Origin of the sequence: Catellatospora coxensis, assembly GCF_016862635.1 — a bacterium.
Lineage (GTDB): Bacteria > Actinomycetota > Actinomycetes > Mycobacteriales > Micromonosporaceae > Catellatospora > Catellatospora coxensis.
The window spans coordinates 89,271-110,232 of the sequence record NZ_BONI01000006.1 but is presented as its reverse complement, the minus strand read 5'-3'; the positions used below and the strand labels follow the sequence as shown (position 1 = coordinate 110,232).

The 20,962-nt window shown below is 73.4% G+C and carries 18 protein-coding genes; 6 read left to right on the top strand and 12 right to left on the bottom strand.

The annotated features are described in order from the left end of the window. Nucleotides 1-121: 121 nt before the first annotated feature. Nucleotides 122-619 carry a DUF6232 family protein gene (locus Cco03nite_RS05150; protein WP_203688934.1) on the bottom strand — a complete coding sequence of 166 codons (498 nt, stop codon included), beginning with the start codon at nucleotides 617-619 and terminating at the stop codon, nucleotides 122-124. Between the two features lie 213 nt (nucleotides 620-832). Between Cco03nite_RS05150 and Cco03nite_RS05145 the strand changes: the two genes are divergently transcribed. After that, nucleotides 833-1,183, top strand: a complete 351-nt coding sequence (locus Cco03nite_RS05145; protein WP_203688932.1) for a DUF2203 domain-containing protein — start codon at nucleotides 833-835, stop codon at nucleotides 1,181-1,183. 7 nt (nucleotides 1,184-1,190) lie between these two features. On the opposite strand, the gene Cco03nite_RS05140 is transcribed toward Cco03nite_RS05145, so the two are convergent. From Cco03nite_RS05140 to Cco03nite_RS05120, 5 genes are all read right to left on the bottom strand, one after another. Continuing rightward, nucleotides 1,191-3,485: a putative bifunctional diguanylate cyclase/phosphodiesterase gene (locus Cco03nite_RS05140; RefSeq protein WP_203688930.1), complete on the bottom strand. Its 2,295-nt coding sequence runs from the start codon at nucleotides 3,483-3,485 to the stop codon at nucleotides 1,191-1,193. Then, the gene (locus Cco03nite_RS05135) at nucleotides 3,482-4,705 is read right to left on the bottom strand and encodes an FIST signal transduction protein (RefSeq protein WP_203688928.1); all 1,224 of its coding nucleotides are present in this window, start codon (nucleotides 4,703-4,705) and stop codon (nucleotides 3,482-3,484) included. Before Cco03nite_RS05135 ends, Cco03nite_RS05140 begins: the two co-directional genes overlap by 4 nt. A 103-nt stretch (nucleotides 4,706-4,808) precedes the next feature. Beyond that, complete coding sequence (gene aspT / locus Cco03nite_RS05130) at nucleotides 4,809-6,494, bottom strand: aspartate-alanine antiporter (protein WP_239167127.1); 1,686 nt, start codon at nucleotides 6,492-6,494, stop codon at nucleotides 4,809-4,811. A gap of 53 nt (nucleotides 6,495-6,547) precedes the next feature. Further along, a complete protein-coding gene (locus tag Cco03nite_RS05125; protein WP_203688919.1) occupies nucleotides 6,548-7,036 on the bottom strand; it encodes a hypothetical protein in 489 nt (162 codons plus the stop codon). A gap of 241 nt (nucleotides 7,037-7,277) precedes the next feature. Further along, a complete protein-coding gene (locus Cco03nite_RS05120) occupies nucleotides 7,278-9,020 on the bottom strand; it encodes a VWA domain-containing protein (protein ID WP_203688917.1) in 1,743 nt (580 codons plus the stop codon). A gap of 199 nt (nucleotides 9,021-9,219) precedes the next feature. On the opposite strand from Cco03nite_RS05120, the gene Cco03nite_RS05115 reads away from it, so the two are divergent. Then, nucleotides 9,220-9,921 carry a hypothetical protein gene (locus tag Cco03nite_RS05115; protein WP_203688915.1) on the top strand — a complete coding sequence of 234 codons (702 nt, stop codon included), beginning with the start codon at nucleotides 9,220-9,222 and terminating at the stop codon, nucleotides 9,919-9,921. 14 nt (nucleotides 9,922-9,935) lie between these two features. Here Cco03nite_RS05115 and Cco03nite_RS05110 read toward each other — a convergent pair whose 3' ends face one another. Continuing rightward, entirely contained in the window at nucleotides 9,936-10,829 is an 894-nt protein-coding gene (locus Cco03nite_RS05110; protein ID WP_203688913.1) for an ADP-ribosylglycohydrolase family protein, read from the bottom strand. Between the two features lie 112 nt (nucleotides 10,830-10,941). On the opposite strand from Cco03nite_RS05110, the gene Cco03nite_RS05105 reads away from it, so the two are divergent. Further along, nucleotides 10,942-12,042 carry a sulfite oxidase gene (locus Cco03nite_RS05105; protein ID WP_203689132.1) on the top strand — a complete coding sequence of 367 codons (1,101 nt, stop codon included), beginning with the start codon at nucleotides 10,942-10,944 and terminating at the stop codon, nucleotides 12,040-12,042. On the opposite strand, the gene Cco03nite_RS05100 is transcribed toward Cco03nite_RS05105, so the two are convergent. The 5 genes from Cco03nite_RS05100 to Cco03nite_RS05080 all read right to left on the bottom strand — a co-directional run bounded on the left by Cco03nite_RS05100 (nucleotide 12,039) and on the right by Cco03nite_RS05080 (nucleotide 17,051). Continuing rightward, on the bottom strand, nucleotides 12,039-12,458 hold the full coding sequence (locus Cco03nite_RS05100) for a PIN domain nuclease (protein WP_203688911.1): 420 nt from the start codon (nucleotides 12,456-12,458) through the stop codon (nucleotides 12,039-12,041). The genes Cco03nite_RS05105 and Cco03nite_RS05100 overlap by 4 nt on opposite strands. Next, nucleotides 12,458-12,721 (bottom strand): type II toxin-antitoxin system VapB family antitoxin, encoded by a 264-nt coding sequence (locus tag Cco03nite_RS05095; protein WP_203688909.1) that lies wholly within the window; start codon nucleotides 12,719-12,721, stop codon nucleotides 12,458-12,460. The genes Cco03nite_RS05100 and Cco03nite_RS05095 overlap by 1 nt, the downstream gene beginning before the upstream one ends. A 199-nt stretch (nucleotides 12,722-12,920) precedes the next feature. Next, nucleotides 12,921-14,975 (bottom strand): MMPL family transporter, encoded by a 2,055-nt coding sequence (locus Cco03nite_RS05090; protein ID WP_203688907.1) that lies wholly within the window; start codon nucleotides 14,973-14,975, stop codon nucleotides 12,921-12,923. A gap of 193 nt (nucleotides 14,976-15,168) precedes the next feature. Further along, a complete protein-coding gene (locus Cco03nite_RS05085; protein WP_203688905.1) occupies nucleotides 15,169-15,822 on the bottom strand; it encodes a response regulator in 654 nt (217 codons plus the stop codon). Further along, nucleotides 15,819-17,051: a sensor histidine kinase gene (locus Cco03nite_RS05080; RefSeq protein ID WP_203688903.1), complete on the bottom strand. Its 1,233-nt coding sequence runs from the start codon at nucleotides 17,049-17,051 to the stop codon at nucleotides 15,819-15,821. The genes Cco03nite_RS05085 and Cco03nite_RS05080 overlap by 4 nt, the downstream gene beginning before the upstream one ends. 170 nt (nucleotides 17,052-17,221) lie before the next feature. Between Cco03nite_RS05080 and Cco03nite_RS05075 the strand changes: the two genes are divergently transcribed. The 3 genes from Cco03nite_RS05075 to Cco03nite_RS05065 all read left to right on the top strand — a co-directional run bounded on the left by Cco03nite_RS05075 (nucleotide 17,222) and on the right by Cco03nite_RS05065 (nucleotide 20,851). Beyond that, a complete protein-coding gene (locus tag Cco03nite_RS05075) occupies nucleotides 17,222-17,482 on the top strand; it encodes a metallothionein (protein ID WP_120318848.1) in 261 nt (86 codons plus the stop codon). Nucleotides 17,483-17,717: 235 nt separating this feature from the next. Then, nucleotides 17,718-17,933: a hypothetical protein gene (locus tag Cco03nite_RS05070; RefSeq protein WP_203688900.1), complete on the top strand. Its 216-nt coding sequence runs from the start codon at nucleotides 17,718-17,720 to the stop codon at nucleotides 17,931-17,933. A 107-nt stretch (nucleotides 17,934-18,040) separates the two neighbouring features. After that, nucleotides 18,041-20,851: a helix-turn-helix transcriptional regulator gene (locus Cco03nite_RS05065; RefSeq protein ID WP_203688899.1), complete on the top strand. Its 2,811-nt coding sequence runs from the start codon at nucleotides 18,041-18,043 to the stop codon at nucleotides 20,849-20,851. Nucleotides 20,852-20,962: the final 111 nt, after the last annotated feature.

The following is a 20,962-nucleotide window of genomic DNA, read 5'->3' as shown; positions in this document are numbered from 1 at the left end:
ACACCCCTGCGGGCCGCCCCCGCCCCCGCCCCCACCTGGCGCAATTCTTAAAGACATGCGCCATCGGCGGGCCGGTGAGGCCGCGACTCTTTAAGAGTTGCGGCAGGTGGGGCGGCCGGGGTCATTGGCCGAGGGCGCGTTGGAGGGCGCGGTAGATCTTGCCGAAGCGGGCGGCGTCGTCGATGCGGAGCAGGAGGACCTGGGCGCCCTGGGTCTCGGCCCAGACCTCGTAGATGGCGTTGCCGCGGTCGTAGCTGTCGTCGACGCGGTGCAGGGCCCACTCCCACAGCAGCGGCACCAGCCCGAGCGCCAGCAGCAGCACCGCGACCAGTAGCAGCGTGTCCCGCGGGAACGGGAGCCTGCCGAGCGCGGCGGCGACACGGGACTCGCCGTACGCGGATGCGATCAACCCGACCAGCGCGATGAACCCGGCGAAGGCGGACAGGATCATCAGGAGGTTGAGGATCCCGCGGCCGGCCGTGCGGCGGCGTACCCGCCAGTCCGGGCGCTCCTGGCGGTGCCAGACGTAACGCAGCTCGTCCAGGCGGAACCGGCGGTCCTCGACCTGGACGTACGTCGAGGTCACCGCCACCGTCTCATCACGATAGTAGGTGATCACGATCCCTCCGACGCTTCAGCGTTGTCTTAGGATCGCGCAGAGTGACCAAGTCGTCCGTGAGTGAATCGACGGTCCCTCGATCGTCCGACTTGCCCGGCACCCGTGCGTATCTTGAACCCGCTTTCGCCCACCTGCCTGGCAAGTCGAACGATCATCGGACGGGTCCGGCGGCCCTCGTGCGGTGGCCTGGCGCGGGGCCGACATACTGGGATGATGTTCACCCTGGACGAAGCGCGCACCCGGCTCGCCGCGCTGATGCCGCAGCTCGAGGAGCTCATCGGCGTACGGGCCGACCTCGCCGAGCTGCGTGCCGATCTGGACACCGGCGGGCACAGCGAGCTGGGCGGGCTGGCCGAGGCGAAGGCCCTGGAGGCGCGGCTCTACGCCGGGCTGGAGGAGATCGCCGACCAGGACATCGAGGTGAAGGGCTTCGCCCCGCTGCTGCTGGACTTCCCGGGTGAGCTCGACGGCCGCGCGGTGCGCTGGTGCTGGCTGGAGGGCGACGAGGGCATCGACTGGTACCACCGCAGCGACACCGGCTTCGCGGGCCGCCGCCCCTGCTGAGACCCCGTCAGCCGACGCGGTGGGCGCGGGCGGGCAGCTGCGGCCGGGGGCGTAGCAGCAGCCCGGCCTGCGCGGCGGGCAGCGGGCGGGACAGCAGGTAGCCCTGGCCGAGCCGGCAGCCCAGCGAGCGCAGGGCGGTGCGCTGGTCCTCGGTCTCGATGCCCTCGGCGATGGCGACCAGCCCGAGCGAGTCGGCGATGGCCAGGATGGCCCGCACGATGCTGAGGTCGATCTGCCCGCCGCCGGGCCCCGTGACGCCGCTGACGAAGGACTTGTCGATCTTCAGGATCTCGATGGGCAGCCGCTTGAGGTAGCTCAGGTTCGAGTACGCCGTGCCGAAGTCGTCGAGCACCAGGTGCACCCCGGCCGCGCCGAGCGCGCCCGCGTACTCGGTGACCTCGTGGCGCAGGTAGCTGTGCTCGGTGATCTCCAGCCAGATGTCGGCGGGGTGCAGCCCGGCGGCGCGGATGACGTCGAGCGTGCGTTCGGCGGCCTGCGGCTGGTGCAGCTGCACGGGGGACAGGTTGACGCTCATGCCCAGCCCGCGGCCCTCGGGCAGCCGGTGCCAGAGGGCGAGCTGGCGGCAGGCTTGGGCCAGCACCCACTGGCCGATCTCGACGATGGCCCCGGTCTCCTCGGCCAGCGGGATGAACACGTCCGGCGGCACGATGCCGTGGTGCGGGTGTGTCCAGCGCAGCAGCGCCTCGAAGGCGACGATGGCCCGGCTGTCGAGGGCGAAGATCGGCTGGTACGCCAGGTGCAGCTGGCCGCGCGAGCGGGCGAGCAGCAGCTCGGCGCGCAGGTCGAGGCGGTCCCGGGAGCGGTGCGAGGCGTCCTCGTCGAACACCTCGACCTGGCCGGCGCCGCGGGCCTTGGCGACGTACATGGCGGCGTCGGCGTCGCGCAGCATGGCGCTGGGGGTGGCCTGGCCGCGTACGCCGAGCACGCCGCCGATGCTGGCGGAGACCTGCACCTGCTCGCCGCAGACGACGAGCCGGTCGTCGAGGTCGGCGCAGACCCGGGCCCCGATCTCGGCGACCTCGGACAGCTGCTTGACCCGGTCGAGCACGATCACGAACTCGTCGCCGCCGAACCGGGCGAGCAGGTCGTCGGGGCGTACGCTGCCGCGCAGCCGGTCGGCGACCTGCAGCAGCAGCTCGTCGCCGGCCTCGTGGCCGAAGAGGTCGTTGACGGCCTTGAACCCGTCGAGGTCGCAGAACAGCACGCCGACCCGGGTCGGGTCGCCGGCGGACAGCAGGGTGTCCAGGTGCGACACCAGCGCGCTGCGGTTGGCCAGCCCGGTGAGCGGATCGCGGGTGGCCCGCTCGGCGAGCGCATGGTAGAGGTCGGCGTTGGTGAGCGCGACCCCGAGATAGTTCGCGAAGATCGTCATGATTTCGAGGGTGCCCTGCGCGAACGGGCGGGCCTGCTCGCGTCCGGCGCACAGCAGCGCGGTGGCGCCGTTCTCGCGGGAGACCGCGACCTTGAGCACCTCGGGCAGCCCCGCTTCGCAGGCGGGCAGGTCGTCGAGGCTCTTCGCGGGGACGGGCCAGTCCGCGATGATCCCCGGGGTCAGGCCGCGGTGGGCGCGCAGCCGCCCCTGGCCGCCCTCGACGGTGACCACCCAGGCCCGGTCCGCGCGGGTGAGCCGCAGCAGCAGTCCCGCCGCCTCGTCGAGCAGCGGCTCCACCTCCAGGTGGCGGGCCAGCAGGTGGCCGTAGTGGGCGAGCTGCTCGATGATCGCGTGGCGCTCGCGCTCCTCCAGCGCCATGTGCAGGCGGGCCGCGACCGAGGTGAGCATGCGCAGGTCGGGCACGGCGAACGGCTGGTCGAGGCTGCGGAACAGGATGAGCAGGGTGTCGGCGTAGGGCTCGGCCGACAGCGGGATCCACGCGGCCGACCGGATGCCCAGGCCCGCCACCGAACCGGGGACGTCCTCGGCGGGCACGTCGCGGTGCAGGGCGGTCGGCTCGGCGGTGGCCAGGGTGCGGCGTACGGCCTCGCCCACCGGCCAGCCCTCGGTGTAGGCCGGATCGTCCTCGGGCAGCCCGCACGACCCGGACACGATGAGCCGGTCGCCGCACACCCGGGCCATGCAGACGACGTCGGCGAAGAACGCGTCGGACAGCACGTTCAGCATGTCGCCGATGAGCTCCGCAGACCCGGCCGGGCGGCCCAGCAGGTCCAGCAGCTGGATGAGCCGGGTGGTGTCGCGGTAGGCGTCGCGAGCCGCGTCGACGGCTTCGGCGAGCTGCCGTCTGAGCTGCTCGGTCTCGCTGTCGGCGGGCACGTCCGCGGTCACAGCGCGATCGCGGTCAGTGTCGCGTTGTGGTATCCGGCGACGCGGGTGGTCCGGGCGAACTCGCCGTAGGTGTAGAAGCCGAACGTGGCCACGTCGCCGGCCGCGTCCTGGATCAGCGCCGCCTCCTTGGCGCCCTGCTCGGCCAGCACGTCCAGGCGGGCCACGCAGCTGAACGCGAGCAGCACCGACGCGTCGCGGCCGGCCAGGCTCTGCCGGACCACGTCGCCGGTGACCCGCAGCAGGTCCTCGGCCTTGCAGGAGACGATCTGCACCGGGGCGTACAGCGGCAGCGGGCTGAACGTCTTGAGCTCGCCGTCCTCGTCGATGTACGCGCCGCGCACCAGCTTGCTGCCGTCGGGCTGGATGAGCCCGAAGGCGTACGCCGACAGGTAACCCGGCGCGGGTTTGAGCAGGCCGGGGCGTTCGAAGGTGACCTCGTCGTGGAAGTGCTCGCGGAACACCTCGACGGCGGGGCGGCCGGCGATCTCCTGGATGACCAGCCCGTCGGACTTGGTGACCAGCAGCGGCAGGCCCACGTCGTGCCAGCCGTGCTCGGCGACCACGGACAGCGGCGTCGGCGAGGCGATCCAGACGGCGGTGGCCCCGCCGTCGGTGAGCACGTTGTCGTTCTCGAACACGCAGGTGCGGATGAGCAGCCGGTCGTCACCGGCGCTGCCGCCGACCACGGGCACCGGCGCGCCGACCACCTTGTGCACCCCGTTGAGCAGCTCCTGCTGGTGCCCGGCCAGGCCGGTGGTGAGCAGCAGCACCGCGGCGTGCGCGGACGGCTCCGGCCCGGCGGCCGCGCGGGCGGCCCGGGCCAGCCGCTGCCCGGCGTCGTCGCCGTTCTCGGTGACGCCGGTGACCGAGGCGGTGCCGAAGCGGTAGGGCCCCGCGGACAGCGCGAGCACGGACACCCCGAGGCCGGGGTTGATCAGCCTGCCGTCGTGGAACTGCCCGCTGGTCGTCGCGCCGACCAGGGGCGCCTTGCCGGTCGCCCGGCGTACCGCGTGCAGCAGGGCGATCAGGTCGTAGGAGACGGAGGCGTACACGATGATCAGCTCGGGCGGGGTGCCGTGCAGGCCCGCCAGGGCCTCGGCGGCGGCGGCGCGCCCGGCGGTGGCCGCGTCGGCGGCGTCGCTGTAGCCCACGCCCACCCGCAGCGGCTCGGTGACGGGCGTGACGACGGCGGGACGAGGTGCGGGTATGTCGACAGGCATGATCACTCCCGGCGCCCGACGGAGGCCCTCGCGGGCCACCTGACCTGGCACTTCACAAAGCGACCATAACTCGCTAACCGGGCGGCACGCCAAAGATCGCGTCTCATGGCAGCGCCCCCGACAGGGCCACGATCAGCGGCCCCAGCAGCGGCAGCAGCACCGCCGAAAAGGCATAGACGATGGTGTACGACAGCAGCGGCGTGGTGTTGCCCGCCGCCTCCCGCACCGCGTCCACCGCCGGGGTGCTGCACTGCTGGCCCGCGATGGAGCCGGCGACCAGCGGCGCGGGCAGCTTCATCAGCCGGCTGCCCACCCACAGGCTCAGCAGCGCCGGGATCGCCGTCACCAGCACCGCCGTCACCGGCAGCACCGCGCCGTACCGCTTCATCAGCGTGATCGCGGCCGGGCCGGCGCTGAGCCCGACCGCGCACACGAAGGTGGCCAGGCCGAACTGCTGGATCACCTGCGCCGCGGCCGGGTGGTACTGCCCGTAGGTCGGGTGCCGGGCCCGCAGCCAGCCGAAGAACAGCCCGCTGAACAGGCAGCCACCGCCGATGCCCAGCGACAGCGGCACCCCGCCCACCGGCATGGCCAGCTTGCCGACCAGCATGCCCACCACCACACCGAGCGCGATGAAGCTCAGGTCCGCCTTGACCGCCGGGTTGATCCGCACCCCGAGCAGCGGGGTGTACGCGGCGAGGTCGTGCGTCGCGCCGGTGAGCCGCACCGTGTCGCCGGTGGTGATGTCGGTGGACGGCTTGACCGGCAGGTCGTGCTCCATTCGGGACAGGCCGGTGACGAACACGCCGCGCGGCGGGACCTGCCGGTGCAGCTGCTCCAGCGTCCAGCCGCGGTAGCGCGGGTCGGTGATGACGACCTCCACCACGTCCAGGCTCAGCGGGTCGCGGCCGGTGCCCAGCGTCTCCGGCCCGATCAGGCGCTCCGCGTGGATCAGCGTCTCGCGATGGCCGACCACGGCCAGCCGGTCCCCGCTCCGCAGCACCGTGCCGGGCTCGAACGGGGTGATCTCGCCGCCCCGGCGCAGCCGCTCCACCGCCGCGCCGTCACCCAGCGCCTCGGCCAGCTGCGCCATCGTGCGCCCGTGCGCGGCGGCCACCACGTACACCCGGCCCACCACGCCCGGCACCGCGCGGGCCGTGCTCTCCGAGCGCTCGGGCTCGCCGCCGAGCTTGCGCCACAGCGCGCTCGCCTGCTCGCGCAGGTCGACGCGCATCAGCACGGGCACCAGCTGGCTGGTGAACAGGATCAGCGTGACCAGGCTGAAGATGTAGGCGATCGAGTACGAGGTGGCGAGGTTGGACTGCAGCTCGCGGACCCGCTCGGGGCCCACCGGCAGCGCGCCGATCGCCTCCCCGGCCGTGCCGAGCACCGACGACGACGTGGTGCCGCCGGCCAGCAGCCCGGCCGCGGTGCCCTGGTCCAGCCGCAGCGCCACGGTCGTCAGGCAGACCAGCGCGACCAGGGTCACCACCTGGATCGCGGTGAACACGGCGTAGCGCAGCGCCCTGCGGTTCAGGTGGGCGAAGAACGACGGCCCGGCCAGGTAGCCCAGCGTGAAGATGAACAGCGCGAAGGCGACGTTGCGCAGCTCGGGGCTGAGGGTGACGTTCAGCAGGCCGACGGCGAGCGCGACCAGCAGCGTGCCGGCGACGCCGCCGAGGGTGATCTTCCAGAAGCGCACCCGGCCCAGCGCGAAACCGGCCGCCAGGCAGGCGAACAGGGCCAGTCCCGGAGTGCTGCGCAGGAGGTCGCCCAGCCAGTCGAGCACCGTGCACCCCCGCCCCCTGAGTCACCTCATATTAGGACAAAGGGTTCTTCGCGTTACGGCATCTCGACCGTCTCGGCCCGCATGATCTCGGCGAACGCGGCCGTCAGGTACGGCTCCAGCCGCCGTCCCGAGAGGGTGAGCAGGTAAGCCAGCAGCACCGGGGCGTGCCAGGCGAGCCTGCGCGGGTCGGGCCGGGGCGCCCCGTCCTCCTGCTGGTGCACGCCCAGCGCGCCGGTCAGCACGGTGACCAGGGTGTCGACGTCCAGGTCGGCGGTCCAGGCCAGGGTTTCGCGCACGCACTGCTCCAGCACGTCCTGGATGTCCTCGCCGGCCAGGCCGTCCGGGTGCAGATCCTCCAGCAGCGCGCGGACCACGCTGCCGAGCACCAGCCCGACGTGCTCGGCGTCGGCCGCCGCCAGCCGGTCAGCCGCCCCGGCCAGCGCTTCCGCGTCGCGCGCCCGCGCCGCGTCCACCGCGTCGACCGCCGCCTCGGCGATCCCGCGCGCCACCGCCGGCAACCGCCGCAGCTCCCCACTCAACATCCCCGGATACTCCCACGCCCCACCGACCACCCGCCTCGGCCACCCCGCGCCCGCGGGTCGCCCACGCCTCCCCTGGCCCACCCGCCGCCCCGCCCTGCCCGCTCCGTCCTTTAATCGACGTTGGCCTATCACATCGAGTTCGATCGCCGAATACTCGATGTGATAGGCCAACGTCGATGGAAAACGGGTGCGCCAGGACGGCGGGCGGGCGGGGGCGGCGCGAGGCCGCCCCCGGGGTGGGTCAGCTGGGTTGGCTGGAGCGGAGGGAGATGGCCTTGAGGAAGATCTCGCCGATCTTGGCGGGGTCCTTCGCGGAGAAGACGCCGCCGCCGGTCAGCTTGGTGATCTGGTTCAAGGGGTCGGTGCTGACGTCGCCGATGGTGAGGATGACGACCTGGATGGGGCGCGCCGGGTCGGCGATCTCCTTCAGCTTGGCCAGCAGCGCCTCGTGCGAGATGCCGTTGTTGTCGTCGTTGTCGCCGTCGGTCATCAGCACCACGGAGTTGACCCGGCCGGGATCCCAGTCCTTCTGCACGGTCTGGTACGCGGCGAGGATCGTGTCGTAGAGACCCGTGTCACCGGTCGGCTTCGGCTGGATGGCGGACAGCGTCGACAGCATCTTCGTACGGTTCGACGACAGCGGCCCGATCGGCATCAGCTGCTTGTAGTCCTTCTTGCCGTCCAGCTCGGTGGAGAAGGTCCACAGGCCGACCGCCCACGAGTCGTCGAACAGCCCCAGGCCGCGCCGTGCCGCCTCCAGGGTCACCTGGGCACGGGTCGCGCCGCCCGCGGTGGCGACCTGCTGCAGCATCGAGCCGGACACGTCGATCACGGCGAGCATGCGCGCCGGCAGCGTCACGGCCACCCAGGTGGACAGGATGCGCTCGACGGCGGCGGTGGTGGTCGCGGCGGTCGGCGAGGCGGCCGGGGCGGGAGCGCCCATCACCTCGGGCGCGCCGCGCGGTGTCGTCGCGCCCGTGCCGAAGCCGCCGTCCGGCCCGCGCAGGCCGATCTTGGCGAGCCGGTCGCGGAAGGTGGGCGTCTGCAGCGCCTCCAGCAGGCGGCCGGCCGTGGCCTGGCGCTCCGGCTCGATGCCGGGCATCACGGCGTACGGGTAGTCCAGCGCGATCGGCGCCGGCTCCAGGTAGAGCCCGGCCAGCGGCACCGGCGGCTTCGCCGCGTTGTAGGCGATGACGGCCTGCTCGGACAGCGGGGCCGCGCCCAGCCCGGAGGCGATCGCGGCGGGGTCGTTGGCGCGGGGGAACCGGGCCAGTATGTCCTGGCGCAGCGCGGAGCGGCCCGCGGCCAGGGTGCGCAGCGCGCCGGTCGTGGCGGCCTGCGCGTTCGGCGAGGTGCTCGCCGCCGACGCCATGGCCAGCAGGCCGGACAGGCCGGCGGAGTCGCGTGTCGGCTCGACGATGCCGATGTGCAGCTTGGTGCCCGCGGTCATCTGCTGGAGCAGCGCCGGCCAGGTCAGCTTCGCCGTCGGCCAGCCGAGGCCGGTGGCGGCGGGTTCGGGCATGGCCACCACGACCGGGCTGCGCGCGATCGAGGGCGCCTCCTGCACGGCGGTGTTGGGCGCGGCGGCGCTCACCCGGGCCAGCCAGGTCGCCGAGTCCGGGATCCAGACGTCGGGCACCTGGGTGCTGCCGCTGGGCTGGCCGACACCGGTCAGCGAGAGCCCGCGCAGCGCGGCGACGGCGGCAGCCACGTCGGCGGGGTCGGCCGCGGTCACCTGTACGGCGATGCAGGCCCCGTCGATCTCGGCCTTCTGCGCGGAGAGCGCCGCGGCGGTCTCCTGCAGCGCCGGCGCCATCTCCGGCGGCGCGGCCACGGTCAGCGGCGCCTCCCCGGAGCAGGCCGGCTCGGCGAGCTGGCGGTAGGCGAGGAAGGCACCCGAAACGACCAGCGCGACCGCGAAGACTGCGGCGATGGCGCTGGTGGCAGGGTGGAAGCGACGTCTATTGCGATGGCGGCCCGGCACAAGAAGCTATGTTTCGTCAACGTGAAGGCGTCTCGCCACATACGTTCGGACGAATGTTACCGGGAAGGAACTTCCTGAACCGGCCTTGTGTACTGCCTGAACACCGCTAACCCGACGGAAAGATCACCCGTTACTCCTTCTGGCGGACCGGAATTCATCCCGTCCCGTCCCATTCCCCGGGACTTCTGGAGGTGCGGCGATGTGGACGTCCCGAATGCGCGGTTCGGCGCAGCGGCCCGCGGACGACCCGCCGGCCGGGTCCGGGGGACTCGCCCTCGATGACGTATCTCACGCCGACACAGCGCCCCACCAGGACGGGTACGGCGGCGACCCGGAGACCGCACTCGTCGAGTCCTACGACCGGCAGGTGCGCGTCGGCCGGCGGCGGCGCGCGTACGACGAGCCCGGCGAGTCCCGACCGGACGCTCCCGAGCAGTGGGCCGACGGCGACGAGGCCGAACCCTGGGACCTCCCCGAAGCGCGGGCGGGCGAGCCGGGCGGCGTCGAGCTGACCCGGGCGCGGCTGCTCAGCTTCACGCCGTACCAGCCCAAGCGCGACCGGCTCTGCACCGACACCGCGTCGCTGCTGCGGCCGCTGGTCCGGGCGGGGATCATCGACACCTGGGCCACCGACCACAGCTACCCGTCCCACCGGGCGTGGAAGCTGCTGCCCTCGCGCCTGGCGATGCCCCGGCAACTGCCCCTGGACGGCTACGTCGAGCCCGACGGCGGCATCACCCTGCTGCCGCTGCCCGACAGCTACGACGAGCCGCCGCTGTGCATGCTCGACTGGGTCATCGACTGGACCGCCGCGGGCCGCCTCGACAGCCGCTGGTGGACGACCGCCGTGCACGTCACCGCGTCGGCGGGCCTGCCGCCCACGGGCACGCTGCGCCCCTGAACGGCAGGCCGCGGTCAGGCGGCGGCGACCCAGGCGGGCAGGGGCTCGCAGGCCTCCCGCCAGGTGGCGGGCACCGCGTCGAGGCCGGTGCGGGCGGCCACGACACCGCCGACGATCGCGCAGGTCGTGTCGATGTCGCCGCCCGCCGACGCGGTCGCCCACAGCGCCTCGGTCAGGTCGTCGAGGTGCCGCGCGGCACACCACACGGCGTACGGGACCGTGTCCGGGGCGGAGATGCGCAGCCCGCAGCCGACCTCACCGGCCACCCAGGTCGGATGCCGGTCGAACGGCAGCCGCGCCACCCGGCGCAGCCCGGCGGCGACCTCCCCGTCCGGGGTGCGCGCGAGCACGCCCTCGATCAGCTCGCCCGCGGTGGTCCCGGAGACGGCCAGCGCCGCCGCCACGGCGACCGCGACCGCGCCCGCCACCGCCTCGGGGTGCGCGTGGGTGACCTCGGCCGAGGCGCGGGCCTGCGCGACGACCAGGTCCAGGTCGGCGGAGAACCACGCGCCCAGCGGCGCGACCCGCATCGCCGCGCCGTTGCCCCACGAGCCCTGGCCGCCGAACTGCCGCCCGGTGACCTCGCGCCAGTGCTCGCCCTCGAACACCGCGCGCAGCACCCCGTGCATGGACGGCCCGTAGTTGCGGTACGGGTCGGCGTCGTACGCGTTCGCGAACACCGCCGCCAGCGCGTCCTGGTCCACCGCGCCGTGCTCGGTGAGCACGCGCACGAGGGACAGCGCCATCGCGGTGTCGTCGGTCCACGGCCAGGGGCCGGAGCGGGCCTGCCGCTCCTCCAGCAGCCACTGGAACTTGTCGGCGGGCTGGAAGAACCAGGTCTCGCCGAAGGCGTCACCCAGGGCCAGCCCGCGCAGCGAGCACAGCGCCGCGGCACGGTTCGGGGTCATCGTTCGATGATCGCGCGCCACGCAATCGGATAACGCCGTCCGGGCCGCGTGCCGGGTAGGGCGGGTCGGGTTCCGTGCGGGCGGGGTGAGGGGTGATGCTGGTCGGGTGGACATGACCCTGAACGACGTCAGCCGCCCCGGCCGCCTGGCCGCCCCGGACGAGGGCATCAGCGCCGAGGAGCTGGCGCTGGCCGCCCGCAACCACGGCATGCCGCTGGAGGCGCTGCGCTACGACGTGACCCCGGCCGGCCTGCACTACCTGCTGATCCACTACGACATCCCGTACGCCGAGGAGGCGTCCTGGCAGGTCGCGGTCGGCGGGCTGGTCGACCGGCCGCTGATCCTGGACCTGGCGGCGCTGCGCGCGATGCCGTCCCGCACGGTACGGGTGACCATGGAGTGCGCGGGCAACGGCCGGGCCCGGCTGCTGCCCCGCCCGGTCAGCCAGCCGTGGCTGGTGGAGGCCGTCGGCACCGCGGAGTGGACCGGTGTGCCGCTGCGTGACGTGCTGGCCGCGGCCGGGATCGACCCGTTCGCGGTGGAGGTGGTGTTCACCGGGGCCGACCACGGGGTGGAGCGCGGGGTCGAGCAGGACTACCAGCGCAGCCTGCCGGTGGACGAGGCGCTCGGCGAGGACGTGCTGCTGGCGTACCAGATGAACGGCGCGCCGTTGCTGCCGCAGCACGGCTTCCCGGTGCGGCTGGTGGTGCCGGGCTGGTACGGCATGGCGCACGTGAAGTGGCTGCGCGAGATCACCCTGGTGGACCGGCCGTTCGAGGGCTTCCAGCAGGCGGTGGCGTACCGGGTGCGCCGCGACGCCGAGGACCCGGGCGTGCCGGTGACCCGGATCGCGCCGCGGGCGCTGCTGGCCCCGCCGGGTTTCCCCGACTTCATGTCCCGCACCCGGGTGGTGCGCCCGGGGCCGGTGCTGGTGGAGGGGCGGGCCTGGTCCGGCCGCGCGCCGGTGACCTCGGTGGAGGTCAGCGTGGACGGCGGGCAGACCTGGTCGGCGGCCGAGCTGGAGCCGGAGGGCGGGCACCGGTGGGCGTGGCGGCGTTTCACGTACGCGTGGGACGCGGTGCCGGGCTCGCATCTGCTGACCGCCCGCGCCGTCGACGCCCTCGGCGGGGAGCAGCCGATCGACCAGGCCTGGAACCGCGGTGGCTTCGCCAACAACGCGGTGCAGCAGGTGCCGGTCGCCTGCCTGGACTAAAGGGATCCGCGCGGGGCGACCCACTCGACGGGTTGCCCCGTGACGGCCGCGATGCGGTCGTAGTCCGCGTCGTAGTGCAACACGGTCGCGCCATGCTGCTCGGCCGTCGCCGCGATGATCAGATCGGGGAGCCTGAAGTGCCGGTGCTGGCTGCTGGCGGCCAGGCTGAGGTGCACTTCCATCGCCCGGTCCATGGCAGCCGTGGTCACATCAAGCCAGCGCTGACTCAGCATGGCCTCGTGCAGGATCCGGTATGCCTTCGGGTCGGGCGCGTTGTTGAGGAACTCCAGCGCCACCATGTGGCATGCCGCGAGTCTGCCCTCCAGCAGCAGTTGCTCGAACCGGCGGCGTACCTGCTCATGGCGGCTCTGCAGGACGTAGACCGAGGTGTCGGCCAGGAAGATCGGGGACGCCATCACGCCGCCCGGTGCGCGTCCGCCTGGCGGGCGTCCTCCTCCAGCCTGGACAGGTCGCGGCCACCGCCGTGACCGAAAGCGTGCTCCGCACCCGTGTAGTCCATCTGCACCGAGCCGAAAGCGGCGATGATGTCGCGTGCCCTGCGCCGCGCGGCGAACGTGCGCAGCGCCTCGTTGATCGTGGCGACCTTCGTGGTGGTTCCGAGCTCCTCCATCGCAGCCTCCAGCCACTCGTCGTTGACGTCCACCGTGATGCGCGTCATGCCATCGAGCATACACCAAGATCACCATATGGCGCGCACCAAGATCGTGAGATTGGCACACCGTGAGTGATCGGTTGTCGGCATCAGCCCGGAGCGTGAACTGGTCTGCCGGGTACGCCGGCGAGGCTCACTCGGTGGTCGAAAGTTGGGAAGGGCACCTTCACCTCGCGGAGCGATGTGAAGGTGCCCTTCCTTGCGCTCACGGGTGGCGGGGCCACCAGGTGCGGGGGCCGACGTGGTGGACGAGGGCGGGGACCAGGAGGGTGCGGACGACGAAGGTGTCCAGCAGGACGCCGAGGCCGACCAGGATGCCGACCTGGACCATGAAGACGATCGGCATCAGGGACAGCACCGCGAACGTGGCGGCGAGCACGACGCCGGCACTGGTGATCACGCCGCCGGTGACGGACAGGGCGCGGGTGACACCCTGGGCGTGGCCGTGTTCGGCGACCTCCTCGCGGGCCCTGGTCATCAGGAAGATGGTGTAGTCGACGCCGAGCGCCACCAGGAACAGGAAGCCGTGCAGCAGCACGGAACGGTCGATCGCGGGGAAGCCGATCGCGTGGTAGACCAGCGCGGCCGCGCCGAGGGCCGCGCCGAAGGACAGCAGCACGCTGCCGAGCAGGAGCAGCGGCGCGACCAGCGAGCGCAGCAGCACGATCAGCACGCCCAGCACCACCGCCAGGATCAGCGGGATGAGCAGGCGCAGGTCGGCGTCCATGGTGGTGTTCTCGTCGAGTTCCTGCGCGGTCGCGCCGCCGACCAGGGCCGACGGGTCGACGGTGTGCACGGCGTCGCGCAGCCGCAGCACCGTCTGCTCCGCCCGGTCGCTGGACGGCGCGTCGGCGAGCACGATGCGCAACCGGGTCCAGCCGCCCGCCGGTGACGGCTCCGCCTCACCGACCTCGGCCACGCCGGGCAGGGCGCGCAGCGTGCCGGTGACCTGGGTCGCGGTGGCGGTGTTCGTGTACACCTCGGTGGGGTCGCCGGAGCCGGCGGGGAAGTGTTCGGCGAGGGCCTCGAAGCCGCGTACCGAGTCGGGTTTGGTCACGAACGACTCGGACTGGCGCAGGCCGGTGCCGAGGGTGGTGGCCGCGAGGCTGAGCGCGGCCAGGGCGAGCGCGGTGACGATCCAGATCGGGCGGGCGTGCCGGGCCACGAACTCGGCGGTGCGCGCCCACAGGCCCGGTCCGCGGGCCGGCGCCGCGGTGTCGCGTACCGCGGGGATCAGCGGCCAGAACACCCGCCGCCCGCACATCACCAGCAGGGCGGGCAGCAGGGTGGTCATCGCCAGCAGCGCCGAGACGATGCCTAGCGCGGCGACCGGGCCCAGGCCCCGGGTCGAGTTGAGCCCGGCGGCCAGCAGCGTGAGCAGCGCCAGGATCACCGTGGCGGCCGACGCGATGATCGCGGGCAGGCTGTGCCGCAGGGCCAGGCGCATCGCCTGCCGGTGGTCGGCGTGCCGGGTCAGCTCCTCGCGGTAGCGGGAGATCAGCAGCAGCGCGTAGTCGGTGCCCGCGCCGAACACCAGCACGGTGAGGATGCCCGCGCTGGCCCCGTTGACGACCAGGCCGAGGTACTTCGCGCCGACGTAGACCAGCGCGCTCGCGAGCTGGCTGGCGACGCCCACGGCGACCAGCGGCACCAGTAGCAGCACCGGGCTGCGGTAGGTGAGCAGGAGCAGCAGCGCGACCACGCCGACGGTGACCCCGAGCAGCGTGGTGTCCAGCGAGTCGAAGGCGGCGTCGAAGTCGGCCCCGGCGGCCGGTCCGCCGGTCATCCACGCGCCGAGGCCGGTGGGCAGGCCCTCGGCCAGCACCGTGCGGGCCTGGTCCAGCACGGGGCCGATCGCCTCCTCGGCGGTCTGCTGCGGGCTGAGCGGCACGGTGACCAGCAGCGCCGCGCCGTCCTGCGACGGGATCGGCGGGGACACCGGGCCTGCGGCGAGGGCGGCCAGCGCGGTGGCGTCGCCGGCGGCCGCGTCGCGGTCGGCGCTGGTCAGGCCGCCTTCGCGGGCGTACACGAGCAGCAGCTGCTCCGGTTCGGCGGCCGGGAACTCGCGGTCGGCCAGTTCGAGCGCGCGGGTCGACTCGGCCGAGGCCGGCAGCCAGGAGCTGAGGTCGTTGGTCTCGACGTCGCCGACCTTGGCGAACATGGTGGCGGACACGGCGATGAGCAGCCAGCCGACGAGCACGGACCAGGCGGTGCGGCGGCCGGCGGGGGCGGTGGCGATCCGCTGCCAGGCGGAGGACATGGGCGGCCTTCCTGTTCGGGTTCTGGAACCCGGCCAGGTTCCCGGCCCACCCCCGTCGCGCACATCAGCACGAGCGCGTATCCCCACCTACGCCCCGCCGCGCCCAACCCCCGGTCGCAACTCTTGAAGAGATGCGGCTGTGGATCGACGGGATGGGCGCGCCTCTTCAAGAGTCGCGGCAGGCGGGGCGGGGTCAGGGGTGGGGGATGGGGAGGTTGGACTGGTAGGCGATGACGACGAGTTGGGCTCGGTCGCGGGCGTGGAGTTTGATGAGGGCGCGGCTGACGTGGGTGCGTACGGTGGCGGGGCTGACGACGAGGCCCGCGGCGATCTCGTCGTTGGACAGGCCGGTCGCGACCCAGCCCACGATCTCCCGCTCCCGGTCGGTGAGCAGGTGCAGGTCGGGGTGTACGCGCAGCGGCGGAGCCGCCCCCGGGGCCGCGCCGAACCGCTCGATGACCCGGCGGGTCACCGCCGGCGACAGCAGCGAGTCCCCGGCCGCCACGACCCGCACCGCGCGCAGCAGCTCGGCCGGCTCGGCGTCCTTGGTGAGGAAGCCCGACGCCCCGGCCCGCAGCGCCTCGAACACGTACTCGTCCAGCTCGAACGTGGTCAGCACGATCACCCGGGTGGGCCCGTCGAGGCGGCGCAGCACCTCCAGCCCGTCCATCCGCGGCATGCGGATGTCGAGCAGCAGCACGTCCGGGCGTTCGGCGGCGACGAGGTCGAGCGCGCCGACGCCGTCCTCGGCCTCGCCGACGAGTTCGAGGTCGGGTTCGCAGCTGAGCAGGGTGCGCATGGCCAGCCGCAGCAGCGCCTGGTCGTCGGCGAGCGCGACCCGGATCATGCGACCCCGCCCGGCAACGGGTGCACGCCGCGCGCCCGGTCGGGCAGGGGCGGTGGCGCGCTACGTTCCCGGTCGGGCACGGGGGCCGCAGCGGAAGCGTCGCCGTAGGGCAGCACGGCGTGCACCCGGAAACCGCCGCCGGGCAGCGGGCCCGCGTCCAGGACGCCGTGCAGGGCGCGGGCGCGCTCGTGCATGCTGTCCAGGCCGGAGCCGCCGGGCAGCGGGGCGCCGCCGCGGCCGTCGTCGGTGACGGTCAGCGTGACGCCCTGCGGGCCGTAGGCCACGTCCACGGCGGCCTGCCGGGCGGCGGCGTGGCGCAGCACGTTGGTCAAGGCCTCCTGCACGATGCGGTATCCGGCCAGGTCGACCGCGTGCCGCAGCGGCTGGGCGGTCCCGCGTACGTCGAGCTGGACCGCCAGCCGGTCGGAGCTGGTCGCGGCGACGAGTTCGGGCAGCAGGCCCAGCCCGGCCGCGGGGCGGTCGGGGGCGGGGCACGCGCCGGTGAACGCGGACAGGGTGACCCGCAGCTCGTCGAGGGCGGCGGTGCCGGCCTGCCGGATGGCCCGCAGCGACTCCTCGACCTGCGGTGCGGTGTCCGGGCTCCGGCTGAGCACGTGCAGCGCCGCGCCGGCGTTCATGCTGATCACGGCGAGGCTGTGGCCGACCACGTCGTGCACCTCCTGGGCCATGCGCAGGCGTTCCTCGTACGCGTGCCGCCGCCGCTCCTCGATCGCCGACTGCTCCAGCGAATGCCGCCGCACGCGCACCGCGATGCCCGCGATCAGCGGGGTGGCCAGCCAGAAGGTGGTGGTGGCCAGGTTGAACAGCACCCCGTCGGGCTCCTTCTCGACCCACGCGCTCAGCCACACGTAGAGCACGACGAGCACCGACGTCACCGTGACGGACCAGCCCGTGCCACGCCACGCGGCCAGCGAGTACACGGTGATCATGACGTACAGGAACAGCGGCCCGTACGGGTAGCCGGCGCCGATGAACACGGTGACCACGGCGAAGGTGACGGTGCAGGCGAGCACCGCCCAGCGGCGGCGCACCACCAGGGCCAGGGCGCCGAGGGCGAGCAGGGCCAGCGCCGTGGTGTCCAGCCGGAGCCGGTCGGGTTGCTCGCTCTGCGTGGGGAACGAGCAGCCGATCACCAGGACGCCGACGACCAGTGCGAACAGGGTGTCGGCGAGCTGGGGGCGGGCGGCCAGGCGATGGAGCAGGTGCACAGGGCGAGGTTACGGAGTCGGCGGGCCCGGCCGCATCCGCGCGGCGGCGTACGTCGGGCTGCGTACGCAGCGGATCACACCGGCGGCCTGGGCAAAAGGGTTGTTTTGCCGATAACAGACGGTGACTGACCGGAGACTGTTCATGGATACGCCGATGGGAGGGGTTGTCTGTGGGCACGTGTGAGGTCTGCAAGAACGACTACTGGCTGTCGTTCGAGGTGCACACCGCCGGGGGTGCGGTGCACGTCTTCGACTCGTTCGAGTGTGCGGTGCACATGCTGGCGCCGGTGTGCGAGCACTGCGCATGCAAGATCATTGGGCACGGGGTCGAGGTGTCCGGGCATTTCTACTGCTGCGCGCACTGCGCCCGCTCGGCCGACGCGCGGGAGGGCTTCAAGATCCGCGACGCCGTCGGCGTGCATCCGGGCTGAGTCCGGGGTGCTCGAAGGCTCCGTTTCTGCCGAAAGACGGGCACGAACGGAGCTTTTTACTATAAAAAGGTATGAGTCGGGCGCGCAGTACCGCCGGGTGGCGGATGTTTCGGTGCGCCGGGTGCCGGATCGTGGATGTCACGGAAGCACCGGCGCTCGTCGCTCCGCCATGCGGGCAGGCAGGTCCGGTCCTCCGCACCGACCACGACGACGAGCCGGCAGCTGGGAGATGAGCATGTACGTCACCGCGGATCACGCGCTGTGCCTGATCGACCAGGCCGTGGCCACCGGCGGCACGACCGCCCACGACGCCGGCTCGCTGCGCTCGGCGATCCGGGAGGCGTTCGCCAGCAACGCCCCCGTCGAGCACATCGCCACCCGTGCCCGCACCTCCATCCATGACGTGCTCACCGTCGTCAACGAGATGTACGCCGGACGCGCGGACCACTGACGTTCCTCGCACCCATCCCACCCCACCCCGAACACGGCGGCCCGCGAGGCGGCCACGTTCGGCCCCATGGCGCCGCCTGGGACATGCCTGACGACTAGGCTTGTCCCATGGCGGCGCCTGTGTTCGTGGGCCGCGATGCCGAGGTCGAACTCCTGCGGGAGCTGGCCCGGGCGGCGGCCGCCGGAACCGGCGCCGCGGTCCTCGTCGAGGGCGAACCCGGCATCGGCAAGACCAGCCTGCTGGACGCGGCCGCCGGCGAGTGCGGGCGGCTCGGCATGCGGGTGCAGCGGGGCGCGGCCGAGGACCTCGAACAGCAGCTGCCCTTCTCCGCCATCGGCGCGTGCCTCGGGCTGCTGACCGTCACCGACGACCCGGCCCAGGCCCGGGTGGCGCGGCTGCTGCGCGGCGAGGGCGTGCTGGCGCTGAGCGCGGCCGCCGCCAACCACCAGCTCGCGGTCACCGAGGCGATCCTCGACCTGGTCGACGCGTGGTGCGCGGCCGGCCCCGTCGCGGTCATCGTCGACGACGTGCAGTGGGCCGACCCGGCCAGCCTGGTGGTGCTGCACCGCCTCGGCCGCGGCATCGACGAGTACCCGCTGCTGGTCGTGGTCGCCACCCGGGCCACCAGCCGCGCCGAGGCCGCCGGGCTGCTGCGCAGCCTGCAGTCGCGCGGCGCGGACCTGGTCGAGCTGGCCGCGCTGCCCGAGGCGGCGGTGACCGCCCTGGTCGCCGACCGGCTCGGCGCGCCGCCCGGTCCGCGGCTGGGCCGCCTGGTGGCGGGCGCGGGCGGCCACCCGTTCTACGTCACGGAACTGCTGGCCGCGCTGACGCGCGAGGACCGGATCCGGGTGGTACGCGGCACCGCGGAGCTGACGCCGGACGCCGCCGACGCCGGAATGCCGCGCTCGCTGCTCGACACGATCCTGCGCCGGCTGTCCTTCCTGCCCCGCAAGGAGCGCGAGACGCTGCAGCAGGCGGCGGTGCTGGGCCGCGCCATCGACGTCGGGGAACTGGCGGCGGTGCTGGAGATGCCGGCGATGGCGCTGTCGGAGGTCATGTTCACGGCGCTGGACGCCGGCGTGGTCGTCGACGCCGGGCCGTACCTGGAGTTCCGGCACGCGCTGATCCGCCAGGCGCTGTGCGAGGGTGTGCCCGAGCAGATGCGCACGGCGCTGCACCTGCGCGCAGGGCAGGTGCTCACCGCGTCCGGGGCCCCGGTGGAGCGGGTCGCCGAACACCTGATCGCGGGCACCGCCCTCGACGCGGGGACGCTGGACTGGCTGGTCGCCTCCGCCGACGAGCTGATGGCCCGAGCGCCCGCCACGGCCGTACGGCTGCTGCGCCGGGCGCTGGCCGCGGTTTCCGAGGAACGGGCCGGGGAGCTGCGCTTCCACCTGGTGCGGGCGCTGATCTGGGAGAGCAGCCTGGAGGAGGCCGAGCAGACGGCCCGGGAGGCGATCCGGCTCGACCCCGACCCGCACCGGCGCAGCACGCTGTACTGGCTGCTCATGGACGCGCTGTTCCGGCAGGGCCGGCAGGCCGACGCGGTGCAGGTCGCGACGGCGGCGCTGGCGGCCGACGACCTGCCCCCGGCCGACGTCGGGCGCCTGCACGGGTTCTGCGCGAAGTGCCGGTTCTTCCTGCGCGAGCACCAGGCCGCCGCGAACGCCGCGGCGCTCGCGATCAAGCACGGCGAGCAGGCCGGCGACGGGTACGCGGTGGGGCTGGGGCGGCTCGTGCAGGGGGTGCTGCGCTTCGTCGAGGGCGACATCGGGCAGGGGCTGGCGCTGAGCGAGCAGGCTATCGCCGACCTGGGAAAAGGCGTGCTGCCCGACATGCCCGCCGGGCAGTGCGTGCTGCGCGGCTACTGCCTGCTGCAGCTGGACCGGCTGGACGAGGCCGAGCAGGAGCTGGCCGACGCGCTGGTGAGCAACCAGCGCTACGGCGGGCCGTACCTGACGCTGGTCCACGCGCTGCGGGCACAGCTGCGCTTCCTCACCGGGGCCTGGGACGACGCGCTCGCCGAGATCGAGGCCGGGCTGGAGTACCCGGACCCGCTGGGCGACAAGCCGTGGCTGCGCGGCCTGCGCCGGCTCATCGCGATCCACCGCGGCGAGCCGGTGCCGGAGGCCACGATCGTGGCGCAGGGGCAGGGCGGCGCGGCCGAGGCGCAGTACGTCTACCTGGACACCTGGGCGCGGGTGCTGCAGGAGGAGCCCGCGCGGGCGCAGCACTGCCTCGACCTGTTCTACCCGTTCTGGGAGCACGCCTCCGCGCGGGACCACCTGCCGCACCGGGTGATGTACCACATCTGCCCCGACCTGGCCCGGCTCGCGGCCGCGGCGGGCGACCGGGACCGCGCCGCCGCGCTCGTCGCCAAGACCGAGGAGCTGGCCGCCGCGCAGCCCGCGGTGAGCCTGACCGCGACCGCCCGGCTGTGCCGGGGGCTGGCCGAGGGTGATCCTGACCTGCTGCTGGCCGCCGCGGAGTCCTATGCCGACTGCGGCTGGCGGCTGTACGAGGCGCAGGCCCGCGAGGACGCCGCCGTCGCGTACGCGGCGCGTGGCGACGCCGAACCGGCCCGTGCCGCCCTGACCCGCGCGCTGGACCTCTACACCGCGATGGACGCCAGCCGCGACATCTTCCGGGCCGACGCGCGGCTGCGCCGGCTCGGGGTGCGCCGCGGCCGGCCGGGTTCCCGCAAGCGCCCCAAGCACGGCTGGGAGGCGCTCACCGAGACCGAGCACCGGATCGCGCTGCTGGTCGCGTCGGGTATGTCCAACCCCGACATCGCCGCCCAGCTGTTCCTGTCCCGGCGTACCGTCCAGTCACACGTGTCGAACATCCTCGCCAAACTCGGCATCCGCTCCCGTGTCGAACTAGCCGTCACCGCCCACCAGCGCGCCACCTCCCCCTGACGCCCGACCGCGCGGCGCGCGGCGCGTTCATGATCGCTCGACTTGCCTGGCACCTGTGCGTATCTTGAGGCCGCTTTCGCCCACTTGCCTGGCAAATCGAACGATCATGGC